The organism is Halorubrum sp. 48-1-W (assembly GCF_003287355.1).
Lineage (GTDB): Archaea > Halobacteriota > Halobacteria > Halobacteriales > Haloferacaceae > Halorubrum.
On sequence record NZ_QMIM01000016.1, the window covers coordinates 64659 to 81764 of the forward strand.

The window sequence follows — 17106 nt, forward strand, 5'->3', positions numbered from 1 at the left end:
GAGAGGCCGATAGAGCACCCTCCGGAATCACGTACAACTCAGCTCATAGTAAAAAGCTATACCGGTTGCCCTCCTCGACCCGACCATGACGGACGACCTCCGGACGACGCTCGATCACGTCGGGGACCGGTTCAACCTGGGAGAGTACGAGATCGACGCGTACCTCGCGGTGTTGGAACACGGCGAGTTGACCGCGAGCGACATCGCCGACCGGACCGACATCCCGCAACCGCGGGTGTACGACACGGTGCGGAGCCTCGCGGACCGCGGGCTCGTCGAGCTCCGCGAGTCGCGCCCGATGAAGATCGTCGCCGTCGATCCGGACGACGCGTTCGAGGAGCTCCGCTCGTCGTTTACCGAGATGGTCGACGAACTCGAGGCGCGGTACACCGCGCCGACCCGCGAGACCGAGGCGGTGTCGCTCGTGAAGTCCCGATCGACGATCCTGCGCTACCTCGAGGAGGTCATACGCGGCGCGGAGTACGAACTCGCCGTCTCGCTCACGCCCGACCTCCTCCGGCGGTTCCGCGGGGAACTGAGAGAGAAGGTGGAAAGCGGCGTCAGCGTCGAGCTGCTCGTGACGCCGGCCGCCCGCGCGCCCGATCCGGAGGAGTTCGACTACCTCGACGTCGCGACCATCGCGCGCGCACGACGGGGGATCACCACGCCGGTCCTCGCGGTCGGGGACGGGGAGTACTCCGTGTACGCGACCCAGGACGCCCTCCGCGACGACCGCGAGCGGTACGGCGTCATCTTCAACCGCTCCGCGCTCGGGTTCCTCGTCTCCGGGTTCTTCGGAACGGTCCTGTGGACCACGGCGGAGACGCTCGCCGCCGACGGGAAGGCCCGGCCGTTCCCGCGCCGGTACGCCTCGATCCGGCGAGCGGTCAAGGACGTTCGCGAGTTCGACGACGACGACTTCTACGCGACGGTCGAGGGTCGCGACATCGAGACGGGCCAGCCCGTCACGGTCCGCGGACGGGTGGTCGACGTCGCGTTCGAGGACACGGAGGAGGTCGCCTCGCTCGTCGTCGAGACCGACGACGGCCCGGTCGAGATCGGCGGTCGCGTCGCCGCGTTGGAGGACGTGGAAGGCCAGGTGATCGTCATCGGCCGCGGCGCGCCACCCGAGGTCTGACCGGGGCGTCCTGCGAGGGCTGACCGGGGCGTCCTGCGAGGGCTGACCGGGAGCGTCCCGACGCGTTTCCCCTTCCCGCCGGGAGGGATCGTCTCGGATCGCCGTCGACCCCCTCGGACGGGTTGCCGTCCGGTTCCACGGAGGAAACGTTTTTTCGAATGGGAGACGCCGTGTGCGTATGGCACAATCCACGGGGCCGGCCCCGATCGTCGAGTGGGCCTCGTGGCTCGCCGCGATCCCCGGGATCCGACTGCTCGTCGTCGTTCTCTCCGTCGTCGTCGGGGCGGTACTCGCGCGGGTCATCGTTCGGATCATCGGTCGGCCGGTGGCTCGGCGGTTCTCGCGACAGAGCGTCGCACAGACCGTCGTCCGCGGCGTCCGCGTCGGCACGATCGTGGCCGCGTTCCTCACCGGACTCTGGGTGGTCGGGTTCCAGTTCACAGACCTCCTGATCGGGACCGCCGTGCTCTCCGCGGTGGTCGGTATCATCCTCGCGCCGCTCGTCGGGAACTTCATCAACGGCGTGTTCGTCCTCGCGGACCAGCCGTTCGAGATCGGTGACATGGTGGAGTTGGACGACGGGACCCAGGGGTTCATCGAGGACATCACCATCCGGTACACGAAGATATTCACCCTCGACAATACGTTTCGGGTGGTTCCGAACGGCGCGATGCGCGAGCGCGACGTGACGAACTACTCCGCGGAGGACGAACGCACCCGGCGCACCATCGACGTGCTCGTCACCTACGAGGGTGACGTGACGGAGGCCCGCCGGCTGATCGAGCGCGCCGCCCGCGACTGCGAGGCGGTCATCGACGGCGGGCCGGACATCAGGATCGGCGTGGCCCGCTACACCGCGAGCCCGGACTGCCGGATCCACGAGTTCGCCGACAACGGCGTCCTGCTACGGCTCCGCTACTGGGTGAAAAAGCCGTACAAGCTCGGAAAGGTCCAGTCGGACGTGAACATCCGGATCCGCGAGCGGCTCGCGGACGCCGACGTGGAGATGGCGTACCCGCACCGTCAGCTCGTCTTCGACGACGCCTCCGGCGTCGCTGAGGTCGGCGTCCGCGGGACGCCTGTCGGGTCCAAGGCGACGCCCGCTTCCACGGCCGAGTCCGAACCGACCACCGAAGCCGAATCGGCCGATGCGTCCGGATCGGCCGGGGAGTCCGGATCGGCCGACGGGTCCGGATCGGCCGACGGGTCCGGATCGGCCGATGCGTCCGGACCGTCTGAAGGGGTGGAGTCGAGCACCGAGACCGAACGGCCCTGAGACCCCTCTTCGGGCACCACGTTCCGCGATCGGAAGCGTGATATGTCGACTGAGCGGTTATTAGATAGTGAGCGACGAGCCCTCCACTTCCTCCGGAGACGTCCCAGACGACGGGTCGTCGGCGGATTCGATCACCGAAGGGAGCCTCCTCCGGCCGCTGTTCCACCTCGCGTGGCCCATCGTCGTCATCCAACTGCTCCAAGTGACGTACAACGTCGTCGACACGCTGTACCTCGGTCGGCTCTCGGCGGAGGCAGTCGGCGCGATCAGCCTCGCGTTCCCGCTGATATTCCTGCTCATCGCGGTCGCCGGCGGGTTCACCACCGCGGGCGCGATCCTCGTCGCACAGTACACGGGCGCGAAAGGCGACGAGTCGGCGGGTCACGTCGCCGGCCAGACGATCCTCACGGTGGCGGTCCTCTCGGTGTTCATCGGGGTCGGCGGCTACTTCTACACCCGTCCGGCGCTGGAACTGCTTCCCAGCGACGCCGACACCGCCGCAACGGTGATCCCGCTGGCAGCCGACTACATGGAGGTCATCTTCCTCGGGATCCCGCTGATGTTCGGGTTCTTCGTCTTCTCGGCGCTGATGCGGGGGTACGGCGACACGCGGACCCCGATGGCGGTGATGTTCGTCTCGGTGGTTTTGAACGTCCTGCTCGACCCGTTCCTGATCTTCGGGTTCGCCGACAACCCGCTTTTCCGCTGGCTCGCGTCGCTGCCGGGCGTCGCGGCGCTGGACCCCGTCGCGATCGAGGCGTCGTTGCTCGCGTCGACCGGCTTCACCGGGTACGGGATCGAGGGGGCCGCGCTGGCGACGATCCTCGCTCGCGGGGTCGCCACCGCGATCGGGATCTGGGCGCTGTTCGCGACCGACCTCGGTCCCGACGTGGCGCTCGCGGACCTACGGCCGGACCTCGAGTTCATCGAGGACATCTTTCGGCTGGGACTGCCCTCCAGCGTCGAGCAGACGACGAGCGCGCTGGCGATGATCACGCTCACGGCGATGGTCGTCACCTTCTCGCCGCCCGTCGTCGCCGCCTACGGGCTCGGGAACCGGCTCATCTCGCTCGTGTTCCTCCCCGCGATGGGGCTCGGCCGCGCCATCGACACGATGGTCGGACAGAACCTCGGTGCGGAGCGTGCGGACCGCGCGGGCCGCGCCGTGCGTGTCGCGGCGACGGCCGGAGCCGGCGTGATGTTCCTCGTCGCCGTGGTCGCGGTGACGTTCACCGAACCGATCGTCTCCGTCTTCCTCGGGGACGTCCCGAACGCGCCCGCGACCGTCTCGTACGCCGTGGAGTACGTCCGGCTCCGGTCCGTCGAGTTCGCCTTCATCGGCGTCTCGCAGGTGATCCTCGGGGCGTTCCGCGGGGCCGGGAACACCAAGACCGCGATGGTCATCTCCGTGCTCACACTGTGGGTCGGCCGGGTCGCCAGCGTGGGGTACCTCGTGTTCGTCGCTGGCTGGGGCGCGACCGGCGTCTGGGTCGGCATGGCCCTCGGGAACGTCCTCGGCGCGGTCGTCGGCGTCGCGTGGTTCTCCCGTGGGACGTGGGCGGACCGATACATCGACGAGCCCGTATCCGGAGGCGACCCGCTCTCGGAGGACTGATCGACTCCCCCACCGGAGGCCGATCGACGCCGTCTCGAGGACCGAGACGTCGGCGTTCCGGTCAGTGGCGGAACAGGTGGACGGCGTCGTCGTCGCGGACGAGACAGAACCGGGACCCGTCGTTCTCGGGGAACCGCGTCGACGGCTTGGTCGTGGTGAAGAGCCGATCGAACGGCTCCCCGCAGGCTGGACACGCGAGTCCCTCCCGGTTCTCCCAGAGACTCGTCTCACCGGTGTCTCTGAGTTGTTTCAGCGCATGCCGGTGCTCGTGGACGTCGAACTCGGGCATACGCCGGGATCCGCGTCCGAGGGGTTTGAATCCGCGGACGCGAGGACGGTTCGGACGTCGAGGGAGGCATGTCGATCGACGCTTCAGTCGGTCGGAACGTGAATTTTAACAACACCCATTGTGAGTCTTGGACCATGATCAGCGCCAACGACGTCGCGGTCGGGATCGTCGGCCTCGGCGGGATCGGCACCCACCACGCGAGGCAGTTCCTCGACCGGGACGCGAACCTCGTCGGCGGGATGGACATCGACGCGGACGCCAGAGGACGCTTTTACGACGAGTTCGGGGTCGACACCTACGAGGACCCGGAGGAGCTCTACGCCGACTGCGAGGCCGTCCTGATCACCACGCCGAACCGGTTCCACGAGGAGTACGCCACGGGGGCGCTGGAGGCCGGGCTCGACGTGCTCTTGGAGAAGCCGCTCGCACACACCCTCGAGAGCGCGGAGCGGATCGCTGACGCGGCAGCGGACGCGGAGGGGTTCTGTATGGTCGGGTTCAACAACCGGTTCCGGAAACCGGTCCAGGTGATCAAACACTACCAGGACGAGGGTCGCTTCGGCGAGACGAAACACGTCGAAGCGAACTACGTCCGGCGCCGAGGCGTGCCCGGTCGCGGCTCCTGGTTCACCTCCAAAGCGGTCGCCGGCGGCGGCGCACTCATCGACATCGGCGTCCACGCCATCGACCTCGCCCTCTACTTCCTCGACCATCCCGAGGTCGTCGAGGTCACCGGCGAGACACGCTCGGAGTTCGGCGGTCGCGACGACTACGCGTACATCGACACCTGGGGGGGAGACGAGGGACCGGGGGGGTTCGACGTCGACGACTCCGCCTCGGCGTTCATCCGCGGGGCGGACGGCAGCACCGTCTCGCTGGAGGTGGCGTGGGCGGCGAACCGGCCGCCGACCGACGAGTTCGTGATCCGGGGGAGCAGGGCGGGCGCGACGTTCGACCGCGGTCGGGACGAGCTCACGCTCCACGAGGCGAGCGTCGGCGGCGGCCACCACCTCTCGGACACGGACGTGACGACCCGCGACGACGACAGCCACGGGGCCGAACAGGACGTCTTCCTCGAGGCCGTCGCTGGGGGCGAACAGCCCGCGATCAACACGGTCGCGGAGGGGCTGGCCGTCCAACGCGTGATCGACGCGATCTACCGGTCCTCCGAGACCGGCCGCGCGGTCCGACTCGGCTGAACGCGAACGAACTCGGAGAATCGGAGGCCGGCTGTCGACCGGATCACGAACCTATTCGTCGCTGTAGTCCGTGGACCCGCGTATCGTGAGCGACTCGCCCGGACCGACGCCACCCTCCGAACGCATCGTCAGCCTCGACGCGCTCCGCGGCGTGGCCGTCCTCGGCATCCTCGTGATCAACGTTCGGGTGTTCTCCATGCCCGAGACGACACTCCTCAACCCCACCGTCTTCGGCGACTTCACCGGGGCGAACTACTGGGCGTGGCTCGTCGGGCACGTCCTCGCCGAACAGAAGTTTATCACCCTCTTCTCGGCGCTGTTCGGGGCGGGGATCGTCCTCTTCATCGAGAGCAAGGAGCGGAAGGGCCAGCCGGCCATACAGCTTCACTACCGCCGGACAGCCTGGCTGATCGCCATCGGGCTCGCGCACGCGTACCTGTTCTGGTACGGCGACATCCTCGTCGCCTACGGCTTCTGCGGGCTGGCGCTCGTCTTCGCACACGACTGGGAGCCGCGGGCACTCGCCGGGTTGGCGCTCGTCTTCCTGCTCGTCACGCCACTCCTCGAGGTGTTCGCGGGGCTCACTATCGGCGGCGAGGCGATCGCGGGCCAGTGGACACCCGCCGAGTCCGTGCTCCGCGCCGAGGTCGAGACCTATCGGAGCGGCTGGCTCGCCCAACTCGACCACCGCGTCCCCACCGCGTTCGAGCGACAGACCGTCGGCTTCCTCGGCGGCACGTTCTGGCGGGTCGGCGGGACCGTCCTGCTCGGGATGGCGCTGTACAAGTGGGGCGTATTGACCGGCGAACGCTCCACGGCGTTCTATCGTCGGCTCGTCGTGGGCGGAGTCGTCGGGATCGGGATCGTCCTCGCCGGCGTCTGGTACATCGAGGCCAACGACTGGAGCGCGGGCGCGGCGCTGTTCTGGCGACAGTTCAACTACGTCGGTAGCCTCCTCGTCGCCGGCGGCTACGTCGGCGTCGTCACCCTCTACGTGCGGTGGCGACCCGACGGTCCGGCCACGCGGGCGTTCGCGGCGGTCGGTCGGACCGCGTTCACGAACTACCTCCTCCAGACCGTCGTGGCGACGACCGTCTTCTACGGGCACGGGCTCGGGGTGTTCGGCGCCGTCTCCCGCGTCGAGGCGCTCTCGATGGTCGTCGTCTTCTGGGCGATACAGGTGGCCCTCTCGGTGCTGTGGCTCCGGCGCTACCGGTTCGGCCCGGTCGAGTGGCTCTGGCGGACGCTCACCTACGGCGAGCGCCAGCCGATGTAGCCATCTGACCGGCTCGGGCCGAGTTCCTACGCCGACTCCGACCCCGACACGATCCGGTTCGAGAGGGTTCCGACACCCTCGTAGGTGATCTCGACGCGCTCGCCCGGCTCGACGAGCCCGGGGTTCGCGGGGCTCCCGAACGCGACACAGTCGCCGGGTCGGAAGGTGAACCGCCGGGAGAGGTACGAGACGGTTTCGTACGGGTCGAACAGCATGAGTTCGGTGTTCGCGTCCTGTCGGCGCTCCCCGCCGACGGTCGTCGTCACGTCGAGCCCGGTCGGGTCGACGTCCGTCTCGATCCAGGGGCCGAGCGGGGCGGAGCCGTCGAACGCCTTCCGTGCGGTCCGCCCGTTCTGGTCTAACGCGTCGAGGTCGTTCAGGACCGTGTATCCGCGGACCGCGTCGGGGACGTCCTCGGGAGCGAGGTCGCGGCACCGCTCGTCGATCACGGCGACGAGCTCGCCGGCGTAGGTCAACTCGTCGGTCCACTCCGGGTACCGAACCGCACTGCCGTGTGCGACGAGGCTCGCGGGCGGCTTGATGAAGAAGTCCGGCTCCTCGGGTCGCTCGTACGCCATCTGATCGAGCGTCTCCACGTAGTTCCGGCCCACGCAGTAGAGCGCGCCGGGCTCACACGGCGGGAGGAGTCGACCGTCACGGCCGACCTCGTAGGTCCCGCGTGAACCGTCCCCGTCTCGGTCTTTCCCGTGCCGGCCGTTCGCGTCCCCGTCCTCGACGACGACGGTCCCGTCCTCGTACCGGCCGGCCACCGGCCCGTCGGGCGTCAGCAGGCGAGCGAGTCGCATGCCGACGCGTCCACCCGCCGGCGACAAAGCTCCGTCGATGCGGGCGGTCTCACTCCCCCGTTTCCTCGATCCCGATCACGACCGCCGACCGGATCTCGAGGGCCGTCTCGAACTCCGCGCGTCGGCCGGTCGTCGACCCCCACCGTTCGACCGCGGTCTCGTGGGCGCGGGCGACCGCGTCGCGCTCGCGGTCGGCGAAGCCGAGCCGTGCGCCGACCCCGTCCCAGTGGTCGGGCTCGACGAGGAACGTCTCGCGGTCCGGGGCTGACTCGATCCGCTCGTAGCGACGTCGGTACGTCTCGAGACGCGGGCCGAGGTCGGCCTGGACGCGCGCGAGGAGCACCGGAAGCCGGTCGGCGGGGACGCTCGCGAGCGCCGCGGCCTTCAGGAGCGCGTTCCCGTCGATCGGGTGGTCCCCCTCACTGCCTCCAGCACCGTCCCCGGCGGATCCAGCGCCCATCAGCCGCCGGCCCGCATCGCCTTCCGTTTGAACTTCGGGAGCAACTCGTCCAAGACCGACTCCTCGCCCGCGAACGAGACGGTCACCTCCGTGAGCGTGATCGACGCCGCCGCGGTCACCTTCACTGCGGCCAGGGTCGCCCGCCAGTCGTCGCCGTCGACGCGCGTCGCCGACGCGGGGTCGTCGGTGCCGACGAGCTCGCCGCCGAGGTTCTCGAGGTAGTGGGCTGCGAGCCGCCTGGAGATCCCCCGATACGCGACCTCCCTGCGAACCCATCCCGACTCGGCCGGCGGTTCAGTCGGCGGTTCGAGCGGGTCCGATGGTTCGGGTGATTCCGACGACTCCGACGGATCCGCGACGTCCTCCCCGCCGCCGGCGACGGGTGGAAAGACGGAGAGCCGGTCGCCGTCGACGAGTTCGGTGTCGAGCCCCTGGAGGTGTAACACCTCGCGACCGTTCTTCAACACGTTGATCTGCGGTGCGAGGTCGCCGTCGACGATCAGCCGACCGTCCATCCCCTCGTACTCCGCCTCCAGGGCACGGAGCACGTCGCCGACGTCGGAACCGTCGTCGAACTCGTGGACGACGGTCTTTCCCCCGGCAGCCTCCCGAAACGTCGCGAAGAACCGCAACTCCAGTTCCATACTCACCACGTCGGGACGCGGCGGCTTAAAAACGGGCGTCACCGGTGGTGTCCGACCCGTTCGGCGGGTGGAGGTCCGTGGTTCGTCGGCGAGTCGGAAGTGGTGGCTCGGTGGAAACCCGTCGTCACAAGGGGCTCAGTGGGGGTAACACGTCGTCACTGCCACCGGTTTCGGGTTGCTCGTCGAAGGATATAAAACGTCCGTGACTGCGGCCTCGACGGAGAAGGGGTCCGGGAGAGAAGGGGTCCGGGAGAGAAGGGAGACCCGGGTGCTGATCGGTCCGAGGCGGGCGGGGCTGTCGGCGGAGGACCCGTCTCACTCGGTCGGCGGGTCGAGGACGGCGTCTCGAGCTTGCTCAGGGAGGTTCTCCGTGACGGTCCGACCGTTCTCGAACTCGCGCATCACGAACCGCGAGGAGGTCTCGTTGACGCCGTCGATGGCGACCATGCGGTCGATGAGGTCGTTGAGTTGGACGCGACTCTGAACGCGGCTGATGACGACGAAGTCGACGTCGCCCATCGTGTAGAACACCTGCTCGACGCCGTCGATGCGACACAGCGCCTCGCCGACGTCGTCCGAGTACCCACGTTCGTGCGTGACCGAGACGTCCGTGATCGCGACCATCTCCAGCCCGAACGCCATCGGGTCGACGTCGGCCGTGACCCCTCGAATGACCCCGTTGTCCTTGAGCTTGTTCACCCGGTAGTGGACCGCCGACGTCGACAGGTCCAACTCGTCGGCGAGCGTCTCGAGGCTGACGTCGAAGTCCGCCTCGACGCGTTCGAGGATGGCGAGGTCGGTCTCGTCGAGGTCGGGAGAACTCCGGAGCGCGTCGTTCATACACCAGCATCGTGGCGTCGGGTCAAGAAAACCACGTATCGAGACGCCCCGTCTCCGTCCGTGGTGACTGTCCGCGCCCGACCCTTACTCCATCGCGTCGTCGGCGACCTCGAGGCCGGCGTCCACCGCCTCGATGGCCTCGTCGATCTCGGCTCTGCTGATCGGTAGCGGCGGCGCGACGATCAGGGTGTTGATCATGTTCGCGACGTAGGTGCCGTGCTCGTAGGCGGTCGCGGCGACCTCGTCGACCACGGTCGAGCCCTTGCTCACTTTGTCCGCGCGCTCGCCGAACGGGACGCGCTCGCCGGGACGCTTCGTCAGCTCGATGCCGCGGAAGAGGCCGACGCCGCGGGCCTCACCCACGCTCGGGTGGCGTTCGGCGAGTTCGTCGATCCGCTCGCCGAGGTACTCGCCGACCTGACTCGCGTGCTCGATCAGGCCCTCCTCCTCGTACGTCTCGATCGCCGCGACGCCCGCCGCGACGGCGGCCGGATGTCCGGAGTACGTATGGCCGTGACAGAACATCTCGTCCTCGAAGTGGGCGGCGATCTCGTCGCTGACGACCGTGGCACCGAGCGGCTGGTAGGCCCCGGTCAACCCCTTCGCCATCGTCATGATGTCCGGTTCGACGCCGAACACGTCGGCACCGAACCACTCTCCGGTTCGGCCGAACCCGCTCATCACCTCGTCGACGATCAGAAGCGCCCCGTGGTCGTGGGCGATCTCCTTGAGCCGCGGCAGGTACTCGTCCGGAGGGACCAGGATCCCGTTCGAGCCGACGATCGGTTCGACGAGCACCGCCGCGACGGTGTCGCCCTCCAGATGGAGCATCTCGTCGACGTACTCCAGACTCTCCATCGGATCGAGCGTCGAGCCGTAGGCGTACGGGTCGGGGGCCTTGATCGCCCCTGGGATCCCCGGTTCGGCCGCCAGCCGTCGCGGGTCGCCGGTGACGCTTATCGAGCCGTAGGTCGCCCCGTGATACGAGCGGTACCGCGAGACGATCTTCCGGTTACCCGTATAGAAGCGCGCGATCTTGATCGCGGCCTCGACCGCCTCGGTCCCGCTGGTCGAAAAGAACGTCTTCGAGAGGTCGCCCGGCGTGATCTCGGCGAGTTTCTCGCCCAGCTTCGCCCGCGGTTCGGTCGTGTATCCCGGGGCGACGTACGCGGCGTCGGCGACCTGCTCGGCGATGGCTTCCTCGACCCGTTCGGCGGAGTGGCCGAGGTTCGAGCACATGAGTTGACTCGAGAAGTCGATGAACTCGTCGCCGTCGCCGTCGGTGAACCGCACGCCCTCCGCGTGAGTCACCTCCGTGGGGCTGACCTCGCTCTGGAACGACCACGTCCCGAAGACGTGCTCCCTGTCGGTACGTTCGGTCGGATTGAGTCCGTCGGCCGGCGCGGATCCCTGTTTCGACATTGATCGTTGTCAACTATTCACGTGGATTGATTAATCTTTGGCTCTAGCCGCTGAATTAGGAAATTATTCGATGAATATGGGGATCGAGGTCATCTCGTCTCGTCTATCGGGGCTGTCGGACGAAGGCGTCGGAACATACTTACCGACGGGGGAAGACCCGCCCTCAAGGGATGTCACTCGACACCACGCCACCGTGGGGAGACGTACGGAACTACATCGCCGGCTCCTGGCGAGAACCGACCGGGGACGACGGCCAGGACGTGATCGATCCGGGCACCGGTGAGACGCTCACACGCGTCGGGTTCAGCTCGGCTGCCGACGTCGACACGGCGGTCGAGGCCGGCGCGGACGCGTTCGACGAGTGGTCGCGAACGTCGGTCGAAGCGCGGATCCAGCCGCTCTTCGAACTCAAACGGCTCCTCGAGGAACACCAGGACGAACTCGCCGAGGTGCTCGTCCGCGAGCACGGCAAGACGGTCGGGGAGGCAAGGGGCGAACTCCGACGCGGTATCGAGAACGTCGAGGTCGCCTGTGGCATCCCGTCGATGATGCAGGCCGGCCACCTGCCCAACGCCGCGCCCGACATCGACGAGACCGCGGTTCGCAAGCCGCTCGGCGTGTTCGCAGCGGTCACCCCGTTCAACTTCCCCGGCATGATCCCGCTCTGGTTCCTCCCGTACGCGGTGGCGACCGGGAACGCGTTCGTCCTCAAACCCAGCGAGCAGGACCCCGTCGTCGCCGAGCGCCTGTTCGAGCTGATCGACGAGGCGGGCTTCCCCGACGGCGTCGTCCAACTCGTCCACGGCGGCGCCGACACCGTGAACGCGCTCCTCGACCACGACGGCATCGAGGGCGTCTCGTTCGTCGGTAGCACGCCGGTCGCGAAACACGTCTACGAGCGGGCCGCCGTGAACGGCAAGCGCGTCCAGGCCCAGGGCGGCGCGAAGAACCACGTGGTCGTCACCGAGACCGCCGACCTCGAGTTCGCCGCGGACAAGACCGTCTCGTCGGCGTTCGCGTGCGGGGGCGAGCGCTGTCTCGCGAACGACGTCGTCGTCGTCGAGGCGGGCGTCTACGACGAGTTCGTCGACCGCGTCCTCGCGGAGGCGGAGTCCCGGACCGTCGGCTACGGCCTCGACGAGGGGACCGACATCGGCGCGCTGATCACGCCCGAACACGAGGAGCGGGTCCGTGAGCTGATCGCGAGCGGCGTCGACGAGGGGGCGGACCTCCTCCTGGACGGTCGCGACGTGTCGGTCGACGGCTACGAGGACGGCAACTTCCTGGGGCCGACGGTGTTCGGCGACGTCGACCCGGCGATGCGGATCGTCAGGGAGGAGATATTCGGTCCCGTCCTGGGGCTGATGAGCGTCGCGGACATGGACGAGGCGATCGACGTGGTGAACCGGAGCGACTTCGGCAACGCGGCGAGCCTGTTCACCGCGAGCGGGGCCGACGCCCGACGGTTCCGTCACGAGGCCGACGTGGGGAACATCGGCGTGAACGCCGGAACCGCCGCGCCGATGGCGTTCTTCCACTTCGGCGGCCGGAAGGACTCGTTCTTCGGCGACCTCCACGCCCAGGGCCAGGACATGATCCACTTCTACACCGACGAGACGGTGTACATCGAGCGGTGGCCGGACGCCTGAACGCACTATCCCGGACGTCCGAGCCGAGGGGCTGATCCCGGGTTCCCGGCGGTCGCTCGGTCAGGCTCACCGGACCGGCGGTCGCTCGGTCAGGCTCACCGGACCGGCGGTCGCTCGGTCAGGCCCGTCAGACCGGCGGTCGAGGCCGTCACGTCCAACGAGTGGCCGATAGTCGAATCGCCAGATAGACGGGCATTCGTGGCCCAGAAACACTTTTTACTGATTAAATATATCAGTAAATATGATTGCGGACATCGCGCTGATCGACGGGACCGTACTGACGCTCGACGCCGACGGCCGGGAGGCCGAGGCGCTCTCGGCGCGCGACGGACGGATCGCGACCGTCGGGTCGACCGACGAAGTGCTCGACGACGTCGGCCCCGAGACGGCGGTCGTCGACCTCGACGGACGGGCGGCGCTCCCAGGGTTCATCGACACGCACCTCCACGTGCCGATGGGCGGCGCTCGGATGGTCCACGTGAACTGTCGGTCGCCGCCGAACGAGTCGATCGCCGACGTCCAGGAACGCATCCGCGAGCGGGCCGAGGGGACGCCCGACGGCGAGTGGATCGTCTGTTCGGGGTACAACCTCGGGCTGGTGTGGGAGGCCGAGGACCGACACATCGACCGATGGGATATCGACGAGGTCGCGCCCGACAACCCGGTCCAGATCAACAGCGTCGGCGGCCACACCGGGAGCATCTACAACTCCGCGGCGCTCGCTCGCGCGGGCATCGACCGCGACACGCCCGACCCCGAACCGCCGGCGACCATCGAGCGCGACGCGGACGGCCGCCCGTCGGGGTTGGTGAGCGAGGAGGCCGAGATCCCCCTCCACGAGGCGATCCCCGACGAGACCCGCGCGGACCGTCGCGCGAACGTCGAACGAGCGATCGACCGACTCCTCGAGTGGGGCGTCACCACCGCCCACGAGGCGAACACGACGCCCGAGGACCTCCGGATCTACCAGGAGCTCGAGCGCGAGGGCGAGCTGCCGCTCCGACTGGGGACGATGATCCAGGGCGACGCCGGCGAGGACCTCGGCGAGGAGGGGATCGACCTGCTTTCGCGGCTCGCGGAGACGGGCGTTCGCACCGGCTTCGGGAGCGACCGGCTGTTCGTCGTCGGCGTCAAGTACTTCATGGACGGGGCGTTCACCGGCCGGACCGCTGCCATGCGGGACCCCTACGAGGGCGAGCCCGTGCCCGAGGACTCCCCGCAGTACGACGGCGTCCTCCACATCGACCCCGAGTACTTCGCCGAGCGGGTCGAGCGAGCGGTCGAGGCGGGGCTCCGGGTCTGCGTCCACGGCCAGGGCGACCTCGCCATGGACCACATCCTCGACGCCTACGAGGCTGTGCTCGACCCCGACGAGGACCACCGCTTCCGGATCGAACACGCCGGGTTGACCCGGCCGGAGCACCTCGAACGCATGGCTGACCTGGGGGTGTGTGTCTCCTCGTCGATCAGCTTCCTCGGGGCCGACGTCTCGCGCAACTGGGTGTACTGGGGCGACGAGCGGATGGACTGGACGTACGCCGTGGCCGCCCTCCAGGAACACGGGATCCCGACGGCCGGCAACGGCGACTGGCCGGTGGCGACGGGCGACCCTCGCGTCGGGCTTCGAACCGCCGTCACCCGCGAGACGGTGACCGGCGAGGTCGTCGGGCCGGACCAGCGGGTCGCCGTCGAGGACGCGCTCCGGCTGTACGGCCCCGACGCCGCCTACCTCGGGTTCAACGAGGACGAGAAAGGGACGATCGAGCCCGGGAAGCTCGCGGACGTGACCGTCCTCTCGGCGGACCCGCGGGCGGTCGAGCCCGCCGAGATCACCGACCTCGACGTGGAGTACACCGTCGTCGACGGCGAGGTCGTCTACGACGCCGAACGGGGCCACGTGTACTGATAGTGATCACTGCGAATAGTTTCATCGAGAGTGTCGAGAGACCCCGAGTCAGCCGCGTTCGGCACCGATACGGGTCATCGCAGTGGGAAAGACTCGCAGTACTCACTATGAGAGGGACGCTCGGAGCGAGCCGTCGCGGAAATCGGCGGAGTCGACCCGCAGTTTTATGATCCCGGTCCGAAAGCGTGACGTATGGTATCATCGCCCGACTACGGGGTCACGGTCCGTCACGACGTCCGGGTGGAGACCCGTGACGGGACCGCGCTCGCGACCGACGTGTATCGCCCGACGGACCCGGAGACGGGCGAACCGATCGAGGAACCGAAGCCGGCACTGCTCGTCCGGACGCCCTACGACAAGCGCGCCCGCGAACGCGTCGAACAGGCGGGGAACTGGTACGCCGAGCGCGGGTACGTCGTCGCCCTCCAGGACGTCCGCGGCCGGTACGCGAGCGACGGCGAGTTCTACCTGCTCGCCAACGAGGCGGAGGACGGCGCGGACACGGTCGAGTGGCTGGCCGACCGGCCGTACTGTGACGGCCAGGTCGGGACGATGGGCACCTCCTACATGGCGTGGGTCCAGAACGCGCTGGCGACGCAACGGCCGCGGGGGCTGGCGGCGATGTTCGTCAACCAGGGGGCGGCGAACGCGTGGAAGGCGACGCTTCGCCACCACGGGGCCTTCGAGCTCCGGTGGCTCACGTGGTCGCTGACCATCGGCGGCGGGTTCGCGAAACGCGTCCTCGAGGACGAGGACCTCCGTCGACGGATCGCCGAGGTCGACACGCGCGACATGCTCGCGAACGAGCCGGTACTCCCCGGACAGTCCCCGCTCCGACACCTTCCGAACTACGAGGAGTACGTCTTCGATTACGCGCGGACGCCCGGCGACGACGAGTTCTGGACGGACCCCAGCATCAACTTCGAGGCGCACTACGACGAGAGCGCCGACGTCCCGACCGTCTACGCCGGCTCGTGGTACGACTCCTACGCGAAGGCGACCTGCGACAACTTCGAGGGGCTCGCGGACCGAAAAGAGAGCGATCACTTCCTGCTCATGGGCGCGTGGACCCACGGCGGGCAGTCGACGTGGACAAAGCCGTACTCGGGCGAGACCGCCTTCGGCGACGCGATGACCCGGGACTACCTCGAGACGAAGCTGCGCTTCTTCGATCACTACCTCAAGGACCGGGACACGTGGAACGAGCCGCGGGTCCAGTACTTCCGGATGGGCGACGGCGACGGCGGGGTCACGGCGAACGGGCGGCTCGACCACGGCGGCGAGTGGAGGGAGGGAACCGACTGGCCGCTCCCGGACACCGACTTCACCGCGTACTACGCGCACGGGGACGGCAACCTCGCGACCGACCCGCCCGAGGCGACCGACGCGTCGACGACCTACGAGTTCGACCCGCGCGACCCCGTCCCTACCCTCGGCGGGAACTGTTCGTCGTACTACACCTTCGAGCCCCGCGAGGAACAGCTCGAGGACCTCGAGCTCGCCGACCGGCCGACCCTGAGTATCACCGGTCGCGGCGGCTACGACCAGCGGACGCGCCCGGAGACGTTCGGGGCCGACCCGCCGTACGGGCCCGTAGAGGGGCGGGACGACGTGGTCGTGTTCCGGACGCCGCCGCTCGAGGAGGCCGTCGAGGTCGCGGGGCCGATACGCGTCCGGATCCACGCCTCGACGGACGGCCCGGACACCGACTTCACCGCCAAGCTGATCGACGAGTACCCGGCGAGCGAGGCGTTCCCCGCCGGGTTCGCGCTCAACCTCACCGACTCGATCTGTCGGGGTCGCTACCGGAACTACCGCACGGAGCCGGACCTCCTCGAGCCCGGCGAAGTGTACGAGTTCGACCTGGAGCTGTACCCGACCGCGAACGTGTTCGAGCCGGGGCATCGGATCCGGCTTGACGTCTCGTCGTCGAACTACCCGCGGTACGACGTCAACCACAACACGGGCGGCGACCTCTACGCCGACCGGGAGTACCGGACCGCGAGGAACACGGTTCACCACGACGCCGAGCACCCGACGCACGTGGAGCTACCGATCCGGTCGCGGTGAGCGCATGACCCCCGACGACGAGGATCGCGACGAATACGACACGGGAGGGGCGGATGGAAGCGACGCCGACGGCGAGATGACGCTCGTCTTCACGCTCTCGGCCGTCCGCGCGCTCGCCGACCCCGCCGCCGCGTTCGCGGACGCGCGACGGTGGAGCGCGCACGTCGGGGTCGTCGCCAACGACACGAGCGCGGTCGACGACTTCCTGGATCGACACGGCCTCGAGAACGACTACACGCTCCGGGACTGGGACAAGTGGGGCACGCTGGCCGACGTCCGGGAGGCGACGGACACCCCTCGACACGTGTTCGTCGGCACCTCCCGGGAGGACCGCCGGCTCGCCGACACGGTCGGCTGGGAGTTCCGCACGGTTCGCGAGGCCGCCGAGAAGGCCGACTGGGCGCTCGGCGGCCCGGGACCGTCCGATCCCGATACGGGGACGGGCCTCACCGCGCGGCTCCGTCAGGTCGTGAACGACCGGCCGTGGTGGCCGTTCTGACCCGGATACTGTCAAAC

14 protein-coding genes and 3 pseudogenes are annotated in these 17106 nt (G+C 68.6%); 10 read left to right on the plus strand and 7 right to left on the minus strand.

Features of this window, described 5'->3' with window-relative positions:
• Positions 1 to 85 precede the first annotated feature (85 nt).
• From trmB to DQW50_RS08470, 4 genes and pseudogenes are all read left to right on the plus strand, one after another.
• On the plus strand, positions 86 to 1138 hold the full coding sequence (gene trmB / locus DQW50_RS08460; RefSeq protein WP_112078854.1) for an HTH-type sugar sensing transcriptional regulator TrmB: 1053 nt from the start codon (positions 86 to 88) through the stop codon (positions 1136 to 1138).
• Positions 1139 to 1316: 178 nt separating this feature from the next.
• A pseudogene (locus DQW50_RS08465) lies at positions 1317 to 2225 on the plus strand (mechanosensitive ion channel family protein); the annotation flags it as partial.
• Positions 2226 to 2314: 89 nt separating this feature from the next.
• Positions 2315 to 2377 (plus strand): hypothetical protein, encoded by a 63-nt coding sequence (locus DQW50_RS18850; RefSeq protein WP_394338582.1) that lies wholly within the window; start codon positions 2315 to 2317, stop codon positions 2375 to 2377.
• A gap of 104 nt (positions 2378 to 2481) precedes the next feature.
• Positions 2482 to 4029 carry an MATE family efflux transporter gene (locus tag DQW50_RS08470; protein WP_112078856.1) on the plus strand — a complete coding sequence of 516 codons (1548 nt, stop codon included), beginning with the start codon at positions 2482 to 2484 and terminating at the stop codon, positions 4027 to 4029.
• Between the two features lie 61 nt (positions 4030 to 4090).
• Here DQW50_RS08470 and DQW50_RS08475 read toward each other — a convergent pair whose 3' ends face one another.
• Positions 4091 to 4318 (minus strand): flagella cluster protein, encoded by a 228-nt coding sequence (locus DQW50_RS08475; RefSeq protein ID WP_112078857.1) that lies wholly within the window; start codon positions 4316 to 4318, stop codon positions 4091 to 4093.
• A 134-nt stretch (positions 4319 to 4452) separates the two neighbouring features.
• Here DQW50_RS08475 and DQW50_RS08480 point away from each other — a divergent pair, with 134 nt between their 5' ends.
• Both DQW50_RS08480 and DQW50_RS08485 read left to right on the plus strand, forming a co-directional pair.
• Positions 4453 to 5517: a Gfo/Idh/MocA family protein gene (locus DQW50_RS08480; RefSeq protein ID WP_112078858.1), complete on the plus strand. Its 1065-nt coding sequence runs from the start codon at positions 4453 to 4455 to the stop codon at positions 5515 to 5517.
• Between the two features lie 85 nt (positions 5518 to 5602).
• On the plus strand, positions 5603 to 6793 hold the full coding sequence (locus DQW50_RS08485) for a DUF418 domain-containing protein (protein WP_112078896.1): 1191 nt from the start codon (positions 5603 to 5605) through the stop codon (positions 6791 to 6793).
• 26 nt (positions 6794 to 6819) lie between these two features.
• Here DQW50_RS08485 and DQW50_RS08490 read toward each other — a convergent pair whose 3' ends face one another.
• From DQW50_RS08490 to DQW50_RS08515, 6 genes and pseudogenes are all read right to left on the minus strand, one after another.
• Positions 6820 to 7599, minus strand: a complete 780-nt coding sequence (locus tag DQW50_RS08490; RefSeq protein ID WP_112078859.1) for a fumarylacetoacetate hydrolase family protein — start codon at positions 7597 to 7599, stop codon at positions 6820 to 6822.
• A 49-nt stretch (positions 7600 to 7648) separates the two neighbouring features.
• On the minus strand, positions 7649 to 8059 hold the full coding sequence (locus DQW50_RS08495; RefSeq protein WP_112078860.1) for a hypothetical protein: 411 nt from the start codon (positions 8057 to 8059) through the stop codon (positions 7649 to 7651).
• Positions 8059 to 8361 (minus strand): annotated as a pseudogene (locus DQW50_RS08500) (hypothetical protein); the annotation flags it as partial. The pseudogene DQW50_RS08500 and the gene DQW50_RS08495, both read right to left, overlap by 1 nt.
• Before the next feature lie 66 nt (positions 8362 to 8427).
• A pseudogene (locus DQW50_RS08505) lies at positions 8428 to 8703 on the minus strand (ubiquitin-like small modifier protein 1); the annotation flags it as partial.
• Between the two features lie 315 nt (positions 8704 to 9018).
• Positions 9019 to 9543 (minus strand): Lrp/AsnC family transcriptional regulator, encoded by a 525-nt coding sequence (locus DQW50_RS08510; protein WP_112078861.1) that lies wholly within the window; start codon positions 9541 to 9543, stop codon positions 9019 to 9021.
• Between the two features lie 84 nt (positions 9544 to 9627).
• Positions 9628 to 10965, minus strand: coding sequence for an aspartate aminotransferase family protein (locus tag DQW50_RS08515; RefSeq protein WP_112078862.1), 1338 nt, complete (start codon positions 10963 to 10965; stop codon positions 9628 to 9630).
• A 170-nt stretch (positions 10966 to 11135) separates the two neighbouring features.
• Here DQW50_RS08515 and DQW50_RS08520 point away from each other — a divergent pair, with 170 nt between their 5' ends.
• The 4 genes from DQW50_RS08520 to DQW50_RS08535 all read left to right on the plus strand — a co-directional run bounded on the left by DQW50_RS08520 (position 11136) and on the right by DQW50_RS08535 (position 17089).
• Positions 11136 to 12614, plus strand: coding sequence for a CoA-acylating methylmalonate-semialdehyde dehydrogenase (locus tag DQW50_RS08520; protein ID WP_112078863.1), 1479 nt, complete (start codon positions 11136 to 11138; stop codon positions 12612 to 12614).
• Positions 12615 to 12855: 241 nt separating this feature from the next.
• Complete coding sequence (locus DQW50_RS08525; protein ID WP_112078864.1) at positions 12856 to 14520, plus strand: amidohydrolase; 1665 nt, start codon at positions 12856 to 12858, stop codon at positions 14518 to 14520.
• Between the two features lie 192 nt (positions 14521 to 14712).
• Positions 14713 to 16590, plus strand: a complete 1878-nt coding sequence (locus DQW50_RS08530) for a CocE/NonD family hydrolase (RefSeq protein WP_112078865.1) — start codon at positions 14713 to 14715, stop codon at positions 16588 to 16590.
• A gap of 4 nt (positions 16591 to 16594) precedes the next feature.
• Complete coding sequence (locus DQW50_RS08535; protein ID WP_112078866.1) at positions 16595 to 17089, plus strand: hypothetical protein; 495 nt, start codon at positions 16595 to 16597, stop codon at positions 17087 to 17089.
• The last annotated feature ends 17 nt before the right edge of the window (positions 17090 to 17106 follow it).

Coding starts and splice junctions, on each gene's coding strand:
- DQW50_RS08520 (WP_112078863.1), top strand. CDS start 11,136: ATGTCACTCGACACCACGCCACCGTGGGGAGACGTACGGAACTACATC.
- trmB (WP_112078854.1), top strand. CDS start 86: ATGACGGACGACCTCCGGACGACGCTCGATCACGTCGGGGACCGGTTC.
- DQW50_RS08525 (WP_112078864.1), top strand. CDS start 12,856: ATGATTGCGGACATCGCGCTGATCGACGGGACCGTACTGACGCTCGAC.
- DQW50_RS08475 (WP_112078857.1), bottom strand. CDS start 4,318: ATGCCCGAGTTCGACGTCCACGAGCACCGGCATGCGCTGAAACAACTC.
- DQW50_RS08490 (WP_112078859.1), bottom strand. CDS start 7,599: ATGCGACTCGCTCGCCTGCTGACGCCCGACGGGCCGGTGGCCGGCCGG.
- DQW50_RS08515 (WP_112078862.1), bottom strand. CDS start 10,965: ATGTCGAAACAGGGATCCGCGCCGGCCGACGGACTCAATCCGACCGAA.
- DQW50_RS08535 (WP_112078866.1), top strand. CDS start 16,595: ATGACCCCCGACGACGAGGATCGCGACGAATACGACACGGGAGGGGCG.
- DQW50_RS08480 (WP_112078858.1), top strand. CDS start 4,453: ATGATCAGCGCCAACGACGTCGCGGTCGGGATCGTCGGCCTCGGCGGG.
- DQW50_RS08495 (WP_112078860.1), bottom strand. CDS start 8,059: ATGGGCGCTGGATCCGCCGGGGACGGTGCTGGAGGCAGTGAGGGGGAC.
- DQW50_RS08530 (WP_112078865.1), top strand. CDS start 14,713: ATGGTATCATCGCCCGACTACGGGGTCACGGTCCGTCACGACGTCCGG.
- DQW50_RS08510 (WP_112078861.1), bottom strand. CDS start 9,543: ATGAACGACGCGCTCCGGAGTTCTCCCGACCTCGACGAGACCGACCTC.